The 16964-nt window shown below is 72.2% G+C and carries 16 protein-coding genes and 1 pseudogene; 13 read left to right on the top strand and 4 right to left on the bottom strand.

Going from position 1 to position 16964, the window contains the following annotated elements; translation table 11 throughout:
* Positions 1-50 precede the first annotated feature (50 nt).
* Positions 51-1262: a YihY/virulence factor BrkB family protein gene (locus tag ACIP93_RS14680; RefSeq protein ID WP_345217801.1), complete on the bottom strand. Its 1212-nt coding sequence runs from the start codon at positions 1260-1262 to the stop codon at positions 51-53.
* A 17-nt stretch (positions 1263-1279) separates the two neighbouring features.
* Between ACIP93_RS14680 and ACIP93_RS14675 the strand changes: the two genes are divergently transcribed.
* The 13 genes and pseudogenes from ACIP93_RS14675 to ACIP93_RS14615 all read left to right on the top strand — a co-directional run bounded on the left by ACIP93_RS14675 (position 1280) and on the right by ACIP93_RS14615 (position 13630).
* Complete coding sequence (locus ACIP93_RS14675; RefSeq protein WP_401758586.1) at positions 1280-2914, top strand: acyl-CoA dehydrogenase family protein; 1635 nt, start codon at positions 1280-1282, stop codon at positions 2912-2914.
* 122 nt (positions 2915-3036) lie between these two features.
* Positions 3037-3612, top strand: coding sequence for a GNAT family N-acetyltransferase (locus ACIP93_RS14670; RefSeq protein ID WP_345217798.1), 576 nt, complete (start codon positions 3037-3039; stop codon positions 3610-3612).
* 124 nt (positions 3613-3736) lie between these two features.
* On the top strand, positions 3737-3820 hold the full coding sequence (locus ACIP93_RS14665; RefSeq protein WP_323188103.1) for a putative leader peptide: 84 nt from the start codon (positions 3737-3739) through the stop codon (positions 3818-3820).
* A gap of 162 nt (positions 3821-3982) precedes the next feature.
* Positions 3983-5689, top strand: coding sequence for a nitrite/sulfite reductase (locus ACIP93_RS14660; protein WP_345217796.1), 1707 nt, complete (start codon positions 3983-3985; stop codon positions 5687-5689).
* Complete coding sequence (locus ACIP93_RS14655) at positions 5686-5868, top strand: hypothetical protein (RefSeq protein ID WP_345217794.1); 183 nt, start codon at positions 5686-5688, stop codon at positions 5866-5868. Before ACIP93_RS14660 ends, ACIP93_RS14655 begins: the two co-directional genes overlap by 4 nt.
* Positions 5865-6560, top strand: a complete 696-nt coding sequence (locus ACIP93_RS14650; RefSeq protein ID WP_401758582.1) for a phosphoadenylyl-sulfate reductase — start codon at positions 5865-5867, stop codon at positions 6558-6560. The genes ACIP93_RS14655 and ACIP93_RS14650 overlap by 4 nt, the downstream gene beginning before the upstream one ends.
* Entirely contained in the window at positions 6557-7117 is a 561-nt protein-coding gene (gene cysC / locus ACIP93_RS14645; RefSeq protein WP_345217790.1) for an adenylyl-sulfate kinase, read from the top strand. The genes ACIP93_RS14650 and cysC overlap by 4 nt, the downstream gene beginning before the upstream one ends.
* On the top strand, positions 7114-8052 hold the full coding sequence (cysD, locus tag ACIP93_RS14640; protein WP_345217788.1) for a sulfate adenylyltransferase subunit CysD: 939 nt from the start codon (positions 7114-7116) through the stop codon (positions 8050-8052). Before cysC ends, cysD begins: the two co-directional genes overlap by 4 nt.
* Positions 8053-8054: 2 nt before the next feature.
* Positions 8055-9386, top strand: coding sequence for a sulfate adenylyltransferase subunit 1 (locus ACIP93_RS14635; protein ID WP_401758578.1), 1332 nt, complete (start codon positions 8055-8057; stop codon positions 9384-9386).
* 192 nt (positions 9387-9578) lie between these two features.
* Complete coding sequence (locus tag ACIP93_RS14630; RefSeq protein WP_401758576.1) at positions 9579-10697, top strand: aliphatic sulfonate ABC transporter substrate-binding protein; 1119 nt, start codon at positions 9579-9581, stop codon at positions 10695-10697.
* Positions 10698-10755: 58 nt separating this feature from the next.
* The gene (locus ACIP93_RS14625; protein ID WP_345217780.1) at positions 10756-11577 is read left to right on the top strand and encodes an ABC transporter ATP-binding protein; all 822 of its coding nucleotides are present in this window, start codon (positions 10756-10758) and stop codon (positions 11575-11577) included.
* A 424-nt stretch (positions 11578-12001) separates the two neighbouring features.
* A pseudogene (locus tag ACIP93_RS14620) lies at positions 12002-12859 on the top strand (ABC transporter permease); the annotation flags it as partial.
* A gap of 6 nt (positions 12860-12865) precedes the next feature.
* Entirely contained in the window at positions 12866-13630 is a 765-nt protein-coding gene (locus tag ACIP93_RS14615; protein ID WP_401758573.1) for a sirohydrochlorin chelatase, read from the top strand.
* A gap of 42 nt (positions 13631-13672) precedes the next feature.
* Here the strand turns inward: ACIP93_RS14615 and ACIP93_RS14610 are convergent, their stop codons facing one another.
* The 3 genes from ACIP93_RS14610 to ACIP93_RS14600 form a co-directional block, all read right to left on the bottom strand.
* A complete protein-coding gene (locus ACIP93_RS14610; RefSeq protein ID WP_401758861.1) occupies positions 13673-14686 on the bottom strand; it encodes a ketopantoate reductase family protein in 1014 nt (337 codons plus the stop codon).
* Positions 14687-14890: 204 nt separating this feature from the next.
* The gene (locus ACIP93_RS14605) at positions 14891-15442 is read right to left on the bottom strand and encodes a DUF1697 domain-containing protein (protein ID WP_401758572.1); all 552 of its coding nucleotides are present in this window, start codon (positions 15440-15442) and stop codon (positions 14891-14893) included.
* Positions 15443-15608: 166 nt separating this feature from the next.
* Positions 15609-16802 (bottom strand): S8 family peptidase, encoded by a 1194-nt coding sequence (locus tag ACIP93_RS14600; protein WP_401758569.1) that lies wholly within the window; start codon positions 16800-16802, stop codon positions 15609-15611.
* Positions 16803-16964: the final 162 nt, after the last annotated feature.

Below are 16964 nucleotides of genomic sequence, written 5' to 3'. Positions count from 1 at the left end.
CCTCCCGGCGCGCCCGGACCGGAGCGGGGCCGCCCCGGTCTCCCCGGGCGCTACCGACCCCGCTCCTTCTCCGCCGCCCGCTCCCGCTGCGCGTGCAGCCGCGCCTTCAGGTCGTCCGGCGGCAGGAAGCGCGACCAGCGTTCCGGGAACTCCGAGGGCATGTCCGGGTTGGCCCCCGTCCACTGGCCCTCGCCGTCGTCCCCGTACACGTCCTCGTCCTCGTCGCCGGTCCAGCCCGCCTGCGCCTCCAGCTCCGCCGCCCGCGCCCGCGCTATCACCGCGGCGGCCTGCGCGGTCCGCAGCCGGTCGTTGTCGGCACGGGCGGCAGCCGTGGCGACGGAGGGCCAGACCCGGTCGATGGCCGCGTTCACGGCGGCCCCGACCAGGACGGCGAAGGCGGACACCCCGATCCAGAGCAGCACGGCGATGGGCGCGGCCAGCGAGCCGTAGATCGTGCCGCCCTCGACGGTGCTCGTCACGTAGATCCGCAGCAGGAAGCTGCCCAGCACCCACATCCCCAGCGCTATCAGCGACCCGGGCACGTCCTCCACCCAGGGCGAGCGCACGGGAACGGACACGTGGTACAGGGTCGTCAGGAAGACCACCGACAGCACGGTCACCAGCGGCCAGTACAGGACGGAGATGACCTCCGTGCCGAACGGCACCAGCTCCACCACCCGGTCGGGGCCCACCACCATCAGGGGCAGCACCACCGCCCCGATCAGCAGGGCCACGATGTACAGCAGGAACGCCAGCAGCCGGGTCTTCACGATCCCCCGGTGCCCGTCCAGCCCGTACATGACCGTGATGGTGTCGATGAAGACGTTGACGGCCCGCGAGCCCGACCACAGCGCGATCGCGAAGCCGATCGAGATGACGTCCGGGCGGCCCTCCCGGGTCACGTCCTCCAGCAGGGGGCGGGCGAACTCGTTCACGCCGCGGTCCGACAGCACCGCCTGCGAGGCGTTCAGGATGTTCCGCTGGATGGACTGGACGGTCTCCGTGGCCGTCCAGTCGTCGATGTAGCCGAGCAGGCCGATCAGGCCCAGCAGGAGCGGCGGCAGCGAGAGCAGGGTGAAGAAGGCGGCTTCGGCGGCGAGGCCGAGGATGCGGTACTCGACGCAGGAGTTGACGGTGTCCTTCAGGAGCAGCCAGGCCAGCTTCCGCTTCGACACGTTCCGGTAGAGGGCCCGGGCACGGTGGAGCCGGTTCTCCTTGCGGTGTTTCCGCGGCCGTCCGGGTGTTTCTTTTGCTGGCTGCACCTCCTTACCGTATCCGCATGGCAGCCACCACCCACACAGTCACCAATCAGGCCCCGCCCCTGGTGGGGTACGACGTCTACGGCGCGGACCACGCCCTCACGGAGGCGGTCGAACGGCATGTCGAACCCGCTCTCCTGGACGGTGTGCGGGAGGAACTGCACGCGCTCGGACAGGCCACCGGATCGGCGCAGGTGCAGGAGTGGGGAGCGCTGGCGAACGAGAATCCGCCGAAGCTGCACACCCACGACCGGTACGGAAACCGGATCGACGAGGTCGAGTTCCACGCGTCCTGGCACCGGCTGCTGGGGCACGCCGTCTCGTCCGGGCTGACGAACGCCTGGGGTCGCCCGAACGGGCACGTGCGGCGGGCCGCCGGGTTCCTGGTGTGGACGCAGGCGGAGGGCGGGCACGGGTGCCCGGTGTCGATGACGCACGCCGCCGTGCCCGCGCTGCGGACGGACCCGGCGCTGGCCGCCGAGTGGGAGCCCCGGCTCACCTCCACGGTGTACGGACAGGAACTGCTGCCCGCGGCGCTGAAGCCCGGCGCCCTCTTCGGCATGGGCATGACGGAGAAGCAGGGCGGCAGCGACGTACGCGCCAACACGACCCGGGCGCTGCCCACGGACGTCGACGGCGAGTACGCGCTCACCGGGCACAAGTGGTTCTGCTCCGCGCCGATGTCCGACGGCTTCCTGGTGCTGGCGCAGGCGCCCGGCGGGCTGAGCTGCTTCCTCGTACCGCGGGTGCTGGCGGACGGGACCCGCAACACCTTCCGCATCCAGCGGCTGAAGGACAAGCTCGGCAACAGGTCGAACGCGTCCAGCGAGGTCGAGTTCGACGGGACGTGGGGGCGGCTGGTCGGCGAGGAGGGGCGCGGGGTGCGCACCATCATCGGGATGGTCGCGGCGACCCGGCTGGACTGCGTGGTCGGCTCGGCGGCGCTGATGCGGCAGGCGGTGGCGCAGGCCGCGCATCACGCCGCGCACCGGCGGGCCTTCGGCGGCGAGCTGATCGACAAGCCGTTGATGCGCAACGTCCTGGCCGACCTGCACCTGGAGTCGGAGGCGGCGACCACGCTCGCGCTGCGCCTGGCGGCGGCGTACGACAGCGACACCGAGCAGGACCGCGCGCTGCTGCGGCTCGCGGTGCCGGCGGCGAAGTACTGGGTGACCAAGCGCTGCACCCCGGTCGCGGCGGAGGCCCTGGAGTGCCTGGGCGGCAACGGGTACGTCGAGGAGTCCGGGATGCCGCGCCTGCTGCGCGAGTCGCCGCTGAACTCCCTCTGGGAGGGGTCGGGGAACGTCCAGGCGCTGGACGTGCTGCGGGCGCTCCAGCGGGAGCCGTCGGCGCTGAACGCCTTCCTCACCGAGGTCGGGCAGGCGCGCGGCGCCGATCACCGCCTGGACGGCGCGATCAAGAACCTGCTGACCGAGCTGGCCGACCTGGACGGGATCGAGGGGCGGGCACGGCGTCTCGTGGAGCGGATGGCCCTGGTGCTCCAGGGTTCGCTGCTGGTGCGCTGGGCCCCCTCGGAGGTCGCGGACGCGTTCTGCGCCTCGCGGCTCGGCGGCGACTGGGGCTCCGCGTTCGGCACGCTGCCGAACAGCCTGGACCTGGGGGCGGTGGTGGAGCGGGCGCGGCCGCAGGTGTAGGCGCACGGGGGGGCGGGCGCGGGCTCGCATGGGAGCGGGCCCGTGCCTCGGCGGCTGCGGGCTCGCGTGGGGGGGCGGGCCCGTGCGTCGGCGGCTGCGGAGTGCGTGGTTCCCTGGCTCCCATGAGCACCCTGACCGTGACCACCTGGTCCCTCGAACAGACCTCCCCGGACGATCTGAACCCGGTCCCGGCCCCGCCCGGCGGCGGCCTGCGGATCGTCCGGGCCGAGGTCCCCTCGCCCGAGTTCAGCCGCTTCCTCTACACCGCCGTCGGCGGCGACATCCGCTGGACGGACCGCCTGCCGTGGTCGTACGAGCAGTGGCGGCGGGCCGTGGACCGGCCCGGGGTCGAGACGTGGGTCGCGTACGACCACGGCACCCCGGCCGGCTACGTCGAGCTGCACGCCCAGGACGCCGGCGTGGTCGAGATCGTCTACTTCGGGCTGATCCCCGCCTTCCGCGGCCGGGGAATCGGCGGTCACCTCCTGTCGTACGGGGTCCAGCGCGCCTGGGACCTCGCCGAGCGGCACCCGGGCCGGGACGCCACGAAGCGGGTGTGGCTGCACACCTGCTCCAAGGACGGGCCGCACGCCATGGCGAACTACGAGCGGCGCGGGTTCCGGCTGTTCGACACGAAGGTCGAACAGGAGCCGGAGGTGGCGAACCCGGGCCCGTGGCCGGGCGCCCACCCCGCCTGACCGAAGCCCGCGCCACCCCCCGCACAGCGTGACCCGGACCACATCGTCCCACCTGGTGGGACGATGTGGTCCACATGGTGGATAGTGGTGGACTGGCCCGAGATCCCCGTGCCACGCTTCCCTCATGTCTGCAGCTGGAGTTGCCTTGATCAGTCGGCGTCACGTCGACCTCGGCCGCATGTCCAGCGCCATCTGTCCGGCCTGCTGACAGCTCAGCACTGCCGCGCCCTCGCCTCTTTTCCGAGCTCTTCGCTCCCCGCGCCCCGCACCGTTGCGCACCCGTGCCCTTTCTGCGCGAGTGTGCAGGTCAGAGCCGCCTGCCCGCCCGTCAATGCCACGCAGCCCCCGCTTGCCCGAAGGACGTACCGCCATGTCTGCCACCCCAGAGAAGCCCGCAGCGGGTGCCGCCGTCACCGCCCGCCGCAAGGCCGGACGCCACCGTGGCGAAGGCCAGTGGGCCGTTGGGCACCACACGCCCCTCAACGGCAACGAGCAGTTCAAGAAGGACGACGACGGTCTCAACGTACGGACACGCATTGAGACGATCTACTCCCGGCGCGGTTTCGACTCCATCGACCCCAACGACCTGCGCGGCCGCATGCGTTGGTGGGGGCTCTACACGCAGCGCAAGCCCGGGATCGACGGCGGCAAGACCGCGATCCTGGAGCCGGAGGAGCTGGACGACGAGTTCTTCATGCTGCGGGTGCGGATCGACGGCGGGCGGCTGACGACGGAGCAGCTCCGCGTCATCGGCGAGATCTCGCAGGAGTTCGCGCGCGGCACCGCCGACCTCACCGACCGGCAGAACGTCCAGTACCACTGGATCCGCATCGAGGACGTACCGGAGATCTGGCGGCGGCTGGAGGCCGTCGGGCTGTCCACGACCGAGGCCTGCGGCGACACCCCGCGCGTCATCCTCGGCTCGCCGGTCGCCGGGATCGCGGTGGACGAGATCATCGACGGCACGCCCGCGATCGAGGAGATCTACCGCCGCTTCATCGGCAACCCGGACTTCTCCAACCTGCCGCGCAAGTTCAAGTCGGCGATCTCCGGTTCGCCCCAGCTCGACGTGGCGCACGAGATCAACGACGTGGCGTTCGTCGGCGTCGAGCACCCCGAGCACGGTCCCGGCTTCGACCTGTGGGTGGGCGGCGGGCTCTCCACCAACCCCAAGCTGGGCGTACGGCTGGGGGCCTGGGTCCCGCTGGAGGACGTGCCGGACGTGTACGGCGGCGTCATCGGGATCTTCCGTGACTACGGCTACCGGCGGCTGCGCAACCGCGCCCGGCTGAAGTTCCTGGTCGCCGACTGGGGCCCGGCGAAGTTCCGGCAGGTCCTGGAGGAGGAGTACCTGAAGCGCGAGCTCGTCGACGGACCCGCGCCGCAGCAGCCCCGGGGGACCTGGCGGGACCACCTCGGCGTGCACCGGCAGAAGGACGGACGCTTCTACGTCGGCTTCGCCCCCCGGGTCGGGCGCGTCGACGGCTCCACGCTGACGAAGATCGCCGAGCTGGCCGAGACGCACGGCTCCGGGCGGCTGCGCACCACCGCCGAGCAGAAGATGATCGTGCTCGACGTCGCCGAGGAGCAGGTCGATTCCCTGGTGGCGGGCCTGGAGGCGCTGGACCTCAAGGTGACCCCCTCGCCGTTCCGGCGGGGCACGATGGCCTGCACCGGCATCGAGTTCTGCAAGCTGGCCATCGTCGAGACGAAGGCGCGCGGCGCCTCGCTGATCGACGAACTGGAGCGCCGCATCCCGGAGTTCGACGAGCCGCTCACCATCAACATCAACGGCTGCCCCAACGCCTGCGCCCGCATCCAGGTCGCCGACATCGGGCTCAAGGGCCAGCTCGTGCTGGACGCCGACGGCAACCAGGTGGAGGGCTACCAGGTGCACCTGGGCGGCGCGCTCGGCCTGGAGGCCGGCTTCGGCCGCAAGGTCCGCGGCCTGAAGGTCACCGCCGCCGAGCTGCCCGACTACGTGGAGCGGGTGCTGACCCGCTTCCAGGAGCAGCGCGAGGACGGCGAGCGTTTCGCCGCCTGGGCGACGCGCGCGGCGGACGGGGACCTGTCGTGAGCGAGCGCGCGGCCCCGTTCCACTGCCCGTACTGCGGCGACGAGGACCTGCGGCCCAACGAGACCGGCCACGGCGCGTGGGAGTGCCACTCCTGCAACCGGGCCTTCCAGCTGAAGTACCTGGGCCTCCTCGCCCGGGGTGTCACCGCGAGCAACGCGAGCGAAGGGGAAGGGATATGACAGTCGTTCAGGAAGACCTGCGCGCGCTGGCCGAGCAGGCCGGACGCGACCTCGAGGACGCCTCCGCGCTCGACATCCTGGCCTGGGCGACCACCACCTTCGGCAGCCGTTTCTGCGTGACCTCCTCCATGGAGGACGCGGTCGTCGCCCACCTCGCCTCGCGCGCCCTGCCCGGCGTCGACGTCGTCTTCCTCGACACCGGCTACCACTTCGAGGAGACCATCGGCACCCGCGACGCCGTGGCGGCGGTGATGGACGTCAACGTCATCACGCTCACCCCGCGCCAGTCCGTCGCCGAGCAGGACGCCCAGTACGGCCCGAGGCTGCACGACCGCGATCCCGACCTGTGCTGTGCGCTCCGCAAGCTCAAGCCCCTTGAGGACGGCCTGGGTCCGTACGACGCGTGGGCGACCGGGCTGCGCCGCGACGAGTCCCCGACCCGGGCGGGCACCTCGGTCGTCGGCTGGGACGAGAAGCGCCGCAAGGTGAAGGTCTCCCCGATCGCCCGCTGGACCCAGGACGACGTCGAGGCGTACGTCGCCGAGCACGGCGTCCTCACCAACCCGCTGCTGACGGACGGTTACGCGTCCGTCGGCTGCGCCCCGTGCACGCGCAGGGTCCTGGCGGGCGAGGACGCCCGCGCCGGGCGCTGGGCCGGACGCAACAAGACCGAATGCGGGCTGCACGGATGACGAACAGTCAGGAGAGTCCTGAGATGACCGGAGCCACCGTCTGGCTCACCGGCCTGCCCAGTGCGGGCAAGACCACCATCGCGTACGCGCTCGCCGGGAAGCTCGGCGAGCGGGGCCGCAAGGTCCAGGTGCTCGACGGCGACGAGATCCGCGAGTTCCTCTCGGCGGGCCTCGGCTTCAGCCGCGAGGACCGGCACACCAACGTCCAGCGGATCGGCTACGTCGCCGAACTCCTGGCCCGCAACGGCGTGCTGGCCCTCGCCCCGGTCATCGCGCCGTACGCCGACAGCCGGGAGGCGGTCCGCAAGCGGCACCAGGCACAGGGCACCGCGTACCTGGAGGTGCACGTGGCGACGCCGGTCGAGGTGTGCGCCGTACGCGACGTGAAGGGCCTGTACGCCAAGCAGGCGGCCGGGGAGCTGTCCGGGCTGACCGGCGTGGACGACCCCTACGAGGCGCCGGCCGACCCGGACCTGCGCATCGAGTCCCACACGCAGTCCGTCGACGAGTCCGCGGCGGCCCTGCTGGCGCTGCTCACCGAAAGGGGTCTGGCATGACGACCACCGCCACAACCGCCGACGAGGCCGTCGACGGCTCCTTCGCGCTCAGCCACCTCGACTCGCTGGAGTCGGAGGCGGTGCACATCTTCCGCGAGGTGGCGGGCGAGTTCGAACGGCCAGTGATCCTCTTCTCCGGCGGCAAGGACTCCATCGTCATGCTGCACCTGGCGCTGAAGGCCTTCGCCCCCGCCCCGATCCCCTTCTCCCTGCTGCACGTCGACACCGGGCACAACTTCCCCGAGGTCCTGGAGTACCGCGACCGCGCCGTCGCGCGGCACGGGCTGCGGCTGCACGTGGCCTCGGTGCAGGACTACATCGACCGCGGGGTGCTCCGCGAGCGGCCCGACGGGACGCGCAACCCGCTCCAGACGCTGCCGCTCACGGAGAAGATCCAGGCAGAGCGCTTCGACGCGGTCTTCGGCGGCGGCCGCCGCGACGAGGAGAAGGCACGTGCCAAGGAGCGGGTGTTCTCCCTGCGCGACGAGTTCTCCCAGTGGGACCCGCGCCGCCAGCGCCCCGAGCTGTGGCAGCTCTACAACGGCCGGCACGCCCCCGGCGAGCACGTCCGGGTCTTCCCGCTGTCCAACTGGACCGAGCTGGACGTGTGGCAGTACATCGCCCGCGAGAAGATCGAACTCCCGGAGATCTACTACGCGCACGAGCGCGAGGTCTTCGCCCGCAACGGCATGTGGCTGACCGCCGGCGAGTGGGGCGGGCCCAAGGAGTCGGAGCAGGTCCAGACGCGGCTGATCCGCTACCGCACCGTCGGCGACATGTCCTGCACCGGAGCCGTCGACTCGGACGCGACGACGCTGGACGCCGTCATCGCCGAGATCGCCGCCTCCCGGCTCACCGAGCGGGGCGCGACCCGCGCCGACGACAAGATGTCCGAGGCCGCGATGGAAGACCGCAAGCGCGAGGGGTACTTCTAACCATGACCACAGTTGCCGAGCAGTTGAGCACCACCACCCTTCTCCGCTTCGCGACCGCCGGGTCCGTCGACGACGGCAAGTCCACCCTGGTCGGGCGGCTGCTGCACGACTCCAAGTCGGTGCTGACCGACCAGTTGGAGGCCGTCGAGCACGCGTCCCGCAACCGGGGCCAGGAGACGCCGGACCTGGCGCTGCTGACCGACGGGCTGCGCGCCGAGCGCGAGCAGGGCATCACCATCGACGTGGCGTACCGCTACTTCGCGACCGCGCGCCGCCGGTTCATCCTCGCCGACACCCCCGGGCACGTGCAGTACACCCGGAACATGGTGACCGGCGCCTCCACCGCCGAACTCGCGGTCGTCCTGGTCGACGCCCGCAACGGGGTGGTCGAGCAGACCCGCCGGCACGCCGCCGTGGCCGCGCTGCTGCGGGTGCCGCACGTGGTGCTGGCCGTGAACAAGATGGACCTGGTGGACTACGCGGAGCCCGTCTTCGCCGCCATCGCGGAGGAGTTCACCGCGTACGCGGGCGAGCTGGGCGTTCCCGAGATCACCGCGATTCCGATCTCGGCGCTCGCCGGGGACAACGTGGTCGAGCCGTCCGCGCACATGGACTGGTACGGCGGCCCGACCGTGCTGGAGCACCTGGAGACGGTGCCGGTCGCGCACGACCTGACCGCCTGCCACGCCCGCTTCCCGGTCCAGTACGTGATCCGCCCGCAGTCCGCCGAGCACCCCGACTACCGGGGGTACGCGGGCCAGATCGCCGCGGGGGCCTTCCGGGTCGGCGAGCGGGTGACCGTACTGCCGTCGGGGCGCACCAGCACGATCGAGGGCATCGACGCGCTCGGTACGTCCGTCGACATCGCGTGGGCGCCGCAGTCGGTGACGCTGCGGCTGGCCGACGACATCGACGTCTCGCGCGGCGACCTCATCGCCCCGAGCGCGGACGCGCCCGAGCTGACGCAGGACGTCGAGGCGACCGTGTGCCACGTCGCGGACCGGCCGCTGTCGGTGGGCCAGCGGGTGCTGCTCAAGCACACCACCCGCACGGTCAAGGCGATCGTCAAGGAGATCCCGTCGCGGCTCACGCTGGACGACCTCTCCCAGCACCCGACGCCCGGGCAGCTCGCCGCCAACGACATCGGGCGGGTCGTCGTACGGACCGCCGAGCCGCTGGCGCTCGACGCGTACGCGGACTCGCGGCGCACCGGCTCCTTCCTCTTGATCGACCCGGCGGACGGCACCACGCTCGCGGCGGGCATGGCGGGCCGCTCCTTCGCCTCCGCCGCGGCCGTCAACACGGTCGCCGACGAAGAGGGCTGGGACTTCTGATGACCGTGGTCGACGTCTACGCGACGTTCGCGAAGGAGGGCGGCCGGATAGGCAGCGGCACCCTCGGCAGCGGACAGGGCGGGGTCGGGCGATGTGCGCGATGACGTACACCCCCGGCTCCCGCGCACCCTTCCGCACCTCCCTCAGCACGCACGCACGCGTGCACAGACGAAGACCCGAGGACCCATCACCATGACTGCCCCCCGCACCACCCTGCGCCGTTCTCTGGCCGCGGCCGCCGCGCTGCCCCTGCTGATCGCCGCGCTCGGCGCCTGCGGCTACGGTTCCCAGGCGAAGAAGGACGACCCGGGCAAGGCCGCCCCCGTCGCCAAGGGCGAGAAGATCGGCGGCCTCGACGAGGTGAAGGTCGGCTACTTCGCCAACGTCACGCACGCCACCGCCCTGGCGGGACTTCAGGAAGGCATCTTCCAGAAGGAGCTGGCGGGTACGCGGATCAAGACCCAGGTCTTCAACGCGGGCCCCTCCGAGATCGAGGCGCTGAACGCGGGCGCGATCGACATCGGCTGGATCGGCCCCTCGCCCTCCATCAACGGCTACACCAAGTCCAAGGGCCAGAACCTGCGCATCGTCGGCGGCTCGGCCTCCGGCGGCGTCTCGCTCGTGGTGAACTCCGACAAGATCACGTCGCTGGACGACCTCAAGGGCAAGCGCATCGCGACCCCGCAGCTCGGCAACACCCAGGACGTGGCGCTCCTGAACTACCTGTCCGAGAAGGGCCACAAGGTCGACGCGAACACCGGCAAGGGTGACGTGACCGTGGTCCGCCAGGACAACAAGGAGATCCCCAACTCCTTCAAGTCCGGTGCCATCGACGGCGCCTGGGTGCCGGAGCCGACCGCCGCACGCCTGGTGGACGCGGGCGGCAAGGTGCTGCTCGACGAGAAGAAGCTGTGGAAGGACGAGAAGTTCGTCATCACGAACATCATCGTCTCGCAGAAGTTCCTCACGGCGCACCCGGCGGCCGTGGAGGCGATCCTGCGCGGTTCGGTCAGGACCAACGTCTGGATCAAGGCGAACCCCGACAAGGCGAAGGCGAGCATCAACGCCCGCCTCAAGCAGGACTCGGGCAAGGAACTGCCCGCGAGCATTCTCGACCGGGCGTTCGCGAGCGTCGACGTGACCGACGACCCGCTGGCCGCGACCCTGCGCGACGAGGCCCAGCACGCGGTGAAGGCGGGCCTCCTCAAGGACCCGTTGCTGGAGGGCATCTACGACCTGCGCCCGCTGAACAAGGTCCTCCAGGCCGAGGGGAAGCCCGAGGTCTCCGACGCCGGTCTCGGCGTCAAGTAGACGCGCCCGTAGCGCAGTTCAGCCCGTAGCTACCCCCCGCCCCCAGGAGGTGAGACCCATGGCCAGCACACTCGTCAAGGACGGCACGGCAGCCGCCCCGGTCGCCGACAAGGCATCGGCGCCGGCGTCGTCCTACGCCGCGCGCCTCGACCACGTCTCGAAGTCGTTCGGCCGGCCCGGTGCGGCCCGCCAGCTCGTCCTCGACGACATCAGCATCGATGTCGCCCCGGGCGAGTTCGTGACCCTCCTGGGGGCTTCCGGCTGCGGCAAGTCCACCCTGCTCAACCTGGTCGCCGGGCTCGACAAGCCGTCGGCCGGCACCATCGACGTACCGGGCGGACGGCCCGCCCTGATGTTCCAGGAGCACGCCCTGTTCCCGTGGCTCACCGCGGGCAAGAACATCGAACTCGCCCTCAAGCTGCGGGGGGTGGCGGCCTCGGACCGCCGCCCCGAGGCGGAGCGGCTGCTGGAACTCGTACGGCTGAAGGGTGCGTACGGCAAGCGCGTGCACGAACTGTCGGGCGGCATGCGCCAGCGCGTGGCGCTGGCCAGGGCGCTCGCCCAGGACAGCCAACTCCTGCTGATGGACGAGCCGTTCGCCGCGCTGGACGCCATCACCCGGGATGTCCTGCACGAGGAGCTGACGCGCATCTGGGCCCAGACCTCGGTCTCGGTCCTGTTCGTCACGCACAACGTCCGCGAGGCGGTCCGGCTGGCGCAGCGCGTGGTCCTGCTGTCGTCGCGGCCCGGACGGATCGCCCGCGAGTGGCAGATCGGCCTGCCGCAGCCGCGCCGCATCGAGGACGCGGCGGTCGCCGACCTGTCCGTAGAGATCACTGAACAGCTGCGTGGGGAGATCCGCCGACATGGCCAGCACTGAGACGACCCGGGCCGCGGGGGGTACGGAAACGGCTCCGGCCGCCGGCGGCCCGGAGGACACCCCGGCCTCCGGGGGCACGGAAGCGGCTCCCGCCGACGGGGTCGCTGAGACCTCCCAGGCCGCCGAGGCCGCCGACGGCAGGAAGCCCGCTGCCGAGCCCGCTGACGCGCGGACGCCCGTCGAAGGCGCCGCCGCACCGGGGGCTCCGGGCGCGCAGGCCGACGCCGCCGAGGACTCCAGGTCCGGCACCCGGCACACCGCTGCCGCCGACGCGACGGAGGACTCCGCCCGTGACCCGGAGGGCTCCGCCCGGAAGCAGGAGTCCGGTGCCGAAACCCCGGCCCCGCAGGCGAAGGGCACCTCCCCGGTCCCGCAGGCGAAGACCACCGCCCCGGCTCCCGCCGCCCACCCGCACCACGCCTCCGAGAGCCTCGCCGGACTCGAAGCCGGGCTCGACGCGCTCGACACCGCTCCTGCCCGCGAACGCGTCGGTCTCGGCCGTGTCGTCCTGGCCAAGCTCGTACCGCCGCTCGTCGCCGTCGCGCTGGTCCTCACCTTCTGGCAGCTCGCCGCGGCCTCCGACCTCAAGCCGGACTACGTCCTGCCGGGCCCGCTCGACGTCGGGAGGTCCGTCCACGCGATGTGGCTCGACGGCACCCTCCTCGGCTACATCTGGACGAGCATCTCGCGCGGTGCCCTCGGTTTCGTGGTCGCCGTCGCCATCGGCACGCCGCTGGGCCTGCTGGTGGCCCGGGTCAAGGTGGTCCGGGCGGCGATCGGCCCGATCCTCTCCGGTCTCCAGTCGCTGCCCTCCGTGGCCTGGGTGCCGGCCGCGATCATCTGGTTCGGCCTCACCGACGCGACGATCTACGCGGTCGTCCTGCTCGGCGCGGTCCCCTCGATCGCCAACGGCCTGGTCTCCGGCGTCGACCAGATCCCGCCGCTGTACCTGCGCGCCGGCCGCACCCTCGGCGCACGCGGCCTGGACAGCATCCGGCACGTGCTGCTGCCCGCCGCGCTGCCCGGATACCTGGCGGGACTCAAGCAGGGCTGGGCGTTCTCCTGGCGTTCGCTGATGGCCGCCGAACTGATCGCCAACTCGCCGGACCTGGGCACCGGCCTGGGCCAGTTGATGGAGAACTTCCGCGTCAACAGCGACATGTCCGGCGTCCTCGCCACGATCATCCTCATCCTGATCGTCGGCATCGGCATCGACCTGCTGTTCTTCTCACCCCTGGAACGCCGGGTGCTCCGCAGCCGCGGCCTCCTCGTCAGGAGCTGACGCACCGTGTACGCCGCACCCTCCCCCGCCCTCCTGCTCATCGCGCACGGCAGCCGCGACCCGCGCCACGCGGCGACGGTGCACGCGCTGGCGGAACGGCTGCGGGAGCGCCGGCCCGGGACCCGGGTGGAGGTGTCCTTCCTGGACTTCGACGCCGCGTCCGTCCCGGCGGCCCTGAACCGGCTCGCCCGTTCGGGGGTGCGTGACGTCGTCGCCCTCCCGCTCCTCCTCACCCGTGCCTTCCACGCGAAGGCCGACATCCCGGCGGTGCTCGACGCGGCCTCGGCCCGGCTGCCGCGGCTGCGCGTCGTGCGGGCGCGGGTGCTGGGCCCGTCCCCGCTCCTGCTCGCCGCCGTGGAGCGCCGTCTGTACGAGACCGGGCTGCGGCCCGAGGACAAGAGCTCGACCGGGGTCGTCCTGGCCTCGGCGGGTTCCACCGACCCGGAGGCGATCGCAGTGATCGCTGACATGGCGCGGGAGCTGAGGGACGCCGGCTGGCGTTCCGTGCGGCCTGCGTTCGCCTCCGCTTCCCCTCCCCGTACGGAGGACGCGGTACGGGCCCTCCGCAGTGCGCCGGGCGTGTCCCGGGTGGCCGTCGCCCGGTACGTCCTGGCCCCCGGCTTCCTGCCGGACCGCATCGCGCGGGGCGCGACGGAGGGCGGAGCCGACCTGTTGGCTCCGGTCCTGGGCGCCTGCCCGGAGGTGGCCCGCCTCGTCCTGCTCCGCTACGAGGAGGCCGCCGGGTCCGCCTGGACTGCCGCGGCGGCGTAACCGGACGGGCGGGGAGGGCCGGCGCCGGGTGCCCGCCGCCGATCAGCCCGCCTCCAGCACTTCCAGCGCTCGCTGCACCTCCGTCACCGGCAGCGACCCCGCCTCCCGCCGCTCCCGGGCGAACTCGTTCGCCAACCGCCCCAGCAGGTCGTTCACCGGCGTCGGCACGCCGTGCAGCCTGCCCAGCAGGGAGATCTCACCGTTGAGGTAGTCGGCCTCGATGCTGCCGGTGCCCCGCACCAGGCTCTGCCAGGACGACCCGGCGGTCGGCTCCTCGCCGTCCAGCTCGGCCATGGCGATCCGGCCGTCCCGTGCCTCGGCCTGCTCCTCCGGGCTCGCCACGGCGATGCCCGCAGCCGCCAGCGCCGCCCGCCCCTCGGCGACCGCGCGGCCGACGAGGTCCCGGCCCGCCGGGGAGGCCGACGCCTCCGGACCCGACACCGCGCCGAGCGCGTTCGCGAGGTTGCTCAGCAGCTTGCCGTACTTCCAGCGCATCACGTCCGGCACGACCGGTGCCAGGAAGCGCGCCTTCGCCAGGTCGTCCCCGATCCGCCGCGCCGTGTCGTCCACGCCCCCGGGGCAGCGGCCCAGGTGCAGGATTCCGCTCACCGGCTCCCCCGCCGCCGACACGGCCCCCGCCTCCACGAAGGTCGCGGGCAGGTACACGCACATGGCGTACACCCGCCGGAAGCGCCGCAGTGCCAGCCGCTCGTTCTCCACCCCGTTCTGCGCGCAGACCAGCGGCAGCAGCTCCCCCGCCGTGCCGCCGCCCTCGACGGGCCGTCCGCTCCAGGCGTCCAGCGCGGCGACGCTGTCCTGCGTCTTGACCGCCAGGACCAGGACGTCGTCGGCGCGCAGCTCGACGTCGTCCGGCCCTGCCGCGGACGGGAGCCGCAGCGTCCGGGCCCCTTCGGGGGTGGTGAGCCGCAGCCCCTTCGCCCGCAGCGCCTCCAGGTGCGCGCCGCGCGCCACGAGGACCACCTCGTGCCCCGCCTCGGCCAGCCGCCCGCCGACCACTCCGCCGATCGCTCCGGCTCCGATGATGACGTACCGCATGAGGTCCTCCCCGCCCGTCGTGCCGATCACGTCGATCATGCCCTCGCCGTCGCGGGCCCGGGGCGGCGGGTGCGGCAGGACGGCTCCGCCCGTACGGCGGGCGGCCGGGACCGGAGATCCCGCGAACCCGGCTGACCGCCGACGCCACGTGGGTCAGGGCGGAGCTGTGGATTCCGGAGGAGTGGGAGGAGAGCGGAGCCGGGTTCAGGCGGTGAGTTCGACCAGTTTCACCACCGTGTTCCAGTTGCGGCTGGTGACCGTGAGGCCCTTGTTGAGCGCGGGCTTGGCGAGGGCCTCGGCGAGTTTCGAGCGGCCCAGGCCGTCGGGTGCGTAGAGGTAGAGGACCCGGTCGCCGAGGCGGAACTCCTCGGGGAGGTGCGCGGCCGGGTCGATGCCCGCGAAGCGCTCGGCGTCCAGGGGGGCCGAGGAGAAGTTCGCGTGCAGTTGTCTGCCTTCCAGCTCGGCGGCCGGGAAGGGGCAGGCGTCCACGACGGCGCGCAGATAGGCGTGGTCGCGGACCAGACAGGCGACGCTGAAGCCGAAACGCTTCTCGACGGCGGCCTCCAGGTCGTGCGCGAGCGCGTCCTCACTGGCGGCGGAGTCCGTGGTGAGGGCGGCGTTCCCGCTGGCGAGGAGGGTGCGCACGTCCGAGTGCCCCAACTCGGCCAGCAGCTGGCGCAGTTCCGCCATGGGGAGCTTCTTGCCGCCGCCCACGTTGACGCCCCGCAGGAGGGCCGCGTACCTCTTCGTCGTCATGGAACGACGATAGGCGGTGCCACTGACAACCGGCCTGCCCGCCGGGGCCGGGGCGGAGGTGCGGCCCGGACAGCGGTCGGCCGCCGCGCCCCGTGGGGGAAGGGCGCGGCGGCCGGCGGCGGGCGGTCGAGGTGGGGCTCGCCCGGCCCACCGGGAGGAGCGGGTGTTACCCGACGACCTTCAGGAGCTTGTTCGCCGTGCCCGGGGAGGCGTTGGAGATCTTGTCCGGGGTGGCCGCTCCGGTCAGCGCCGCCGCGACCTGCGCCGGGGTGGCGTCCTGGTGTCCGGCCAGGTAGACCGCCGCCGCGCCGACGACGTGCGGGGTCGCCATCGACGTGCCGGAGATGGTCTTCGTGCCGTCGTCGCTGTCGTTCCAGGACGAGGTGATGTCCGAGCCGGGGGCGTAGAGGTCCACCGGGGCGCCGAAGTTGGAGAAGTCGGACTGGGTGTCGCCCTCGGCGGACGAGGCGACCGTGATGGCCTCCGGGACGCGCGCCGGAGAGTGGTCCTTGGCGTCGCCGGCGTCGTTTCCGGCGGCGACCGCGAAGGTGACGCCGGAGGCGATGGCCTTCTGGACGGCCGCGTCGAGGGCCGGGTCGGCGCTCCCGCCGAGGCTCATGTTGGCCACCGAGGGGCCCTTGTGGTGGGCGGTCACCCAGTCGATGCCCGCGACGACCTGCTCGGTGGTGCCCGAGCCCGAGTCGTCGAGGACGCGGACGGCGACGATCTTCGCCTTCTTGGCGACGCCGTGCGCCGTGCCGGCGATGGTGCCCGCGACGTGCGTGCCGTGGCCGTTGCCGTCGTCGGCGTCGTCGTCGTTGTCGATGGCGTCGAAGCCGGAGGAGGCGCGGCCGCCGAAGTCCTGGTGGCTGACGCGGACCCCGGTGTCGATGACGTACGCGGTGACGCCCTCGCCCGCGCTGTCGGGGTAGGTGTACTTCTTGTCCGGGGCCGTGTCGGCCTGGTCGACGCGGTCGATGCCCCAGGACGGCGGGTTGTCCTGGGTGGCGTCCGCGTGGAACTTCTTGTTCTGGACGACCTTGGCGACCGCCGGGTCGGCGGCGAGCCGCTTGGCCTCGGTCTCGGTGAGCCCGGAGGCGGAGAAACCGTTGATGGCGGCGGTGTAGTTCCGCTTGAGTTCCCCGCCGTAGGTCTTGGCGAGGGCCTTCTTGTCGGCCTTCTGGTCGAGCATGACGATATAGCTGCCCGCTACCGCGCCTTCGGCGTTCGCACCGTGAACGGTGCCTTCGGCGGGAGCCGCACCCGCCACGGGGGCGGAGAGGGCGGACATGCCCGCCACGGCGGCGACGGTGGTTATCGCCGCGATCAGCCTGGTCCTGCCGGTCTTGTGTGAGGCCATGAAGAGGGTTCTCCTCGCCATTCTGCTGTGGGGGGAAATGTGGGGGGTAAACCCTCAAGGACCGGAAGTCCTCCGGGGGTTGGGTCGAAACACTGGCCGATTGACGGCGTCAGATCAAGAGTTCCCCGCCGCCGTAATGTGTTCCACACAAAAAGCCCGCCT

The sequence above is a fragment of the Streptomyces sp. NPDC088745 genome (assembly GCF_044751045.1).
Taxonomy (GTDB): Bacteria; Actinomycetota; Actinomycetes; order Streptomycetales; family Streptomycetaceae; genus Streptomyces; species Streptomyces cremeus.
Note: the sequence above shows the minus strand (reverse complement) of the source record. Positions and strands in the feature narration are given on the sequence as shown.

Coding starts and splice junctions, on each gene's coding strand:
- ACIP93_RS14625 (WP_345217780.1), top strand. CDS start 10,756: ATGGCCAGCACACTCGTCAAGGACGGCACGGCAGCCGCCCCGGTCGCC.
- ACIP93_RS14605 (WP_401758572.1), bottom strand. CDS start 15,442: ATGACGACGAAGAGGTACGCGGCCCTCCTGCGGGGCGTCAACGTGGGC.
- ACIP93_RS14635 (WP_401758578.1), top strand. CDS start 8,055: ATGACCACAGTTGCCGAGCAGTTGAGCACCACCACCCTTCTCCGCTTC.
- cysD (WP_345217788.1), top strand. CDS start 7,114: ATGACGACCACCGCCACAACCGCCGACGAGGCCGTCGACGGCTCCTTC.
- ACIP93_RS14675 (WP_401758586.1), top strand. CDS start 1,280: ATGGCAGCCACCACCCACACAGTCACCAATCAGGCCCCGCCCCTGGTG.
- ACIP93_RS14650 (WP_401758582.1), top strand. CDS start 5,865: ATGACAGTCGTTCAGGAAGACCTGCGCGCGCTGGCCGAGCAGGCCGGA.
- ACIP93_RS14660 (WP_345217796.1), top strand. CDS start 3,983: ATGTCTGCCACCCCAGAGAAGCCCGCAGCGGGTGCCGCCGTCACCGCC.
- ACIP93_RS14630 (WP_401758576.1), top strand. CDS start 9,579: ATGACTGCCCCCCGCACCACCCTGCGCCGTTCTCTGGCCGCGGCCGCC.
- cysC (WP_345217790.1), top strand. CDS start 6,557: ATGACGAACAGTCAGGAGAGTCCTGAGATGACCGGAGCCACCGTCTGG.
- ACIP93_RS14670 (WP_345217798.1), top strand. CDS start 3,037: ATGAGCACCCTGACCGTGACCACCTGGTCCCTCGAACAGACCTCCCCG.
- ACIP93_RS14610 (WP_401758861.1), bottom strand. CDS start 14,686: ATGCGGTACGTCATCATCGGAGCCGGAGCGATCGGCGGAGTGGTCGGC.
- ACIP93_RS14665 (WP_323188103.1), top strand. CDS start 3,737: ATGTCTGCAGCTGGAGTTGCCTTGATCAGTCGGCGTCACGTCGACCTC.
- ACIP93_RS14600 (WP_401758569.1), bottom strand. CDS start 16,802: ATGGCCTCACACAAGACCGGCAGGACCAGGCTGATCGCGGCGATAACC.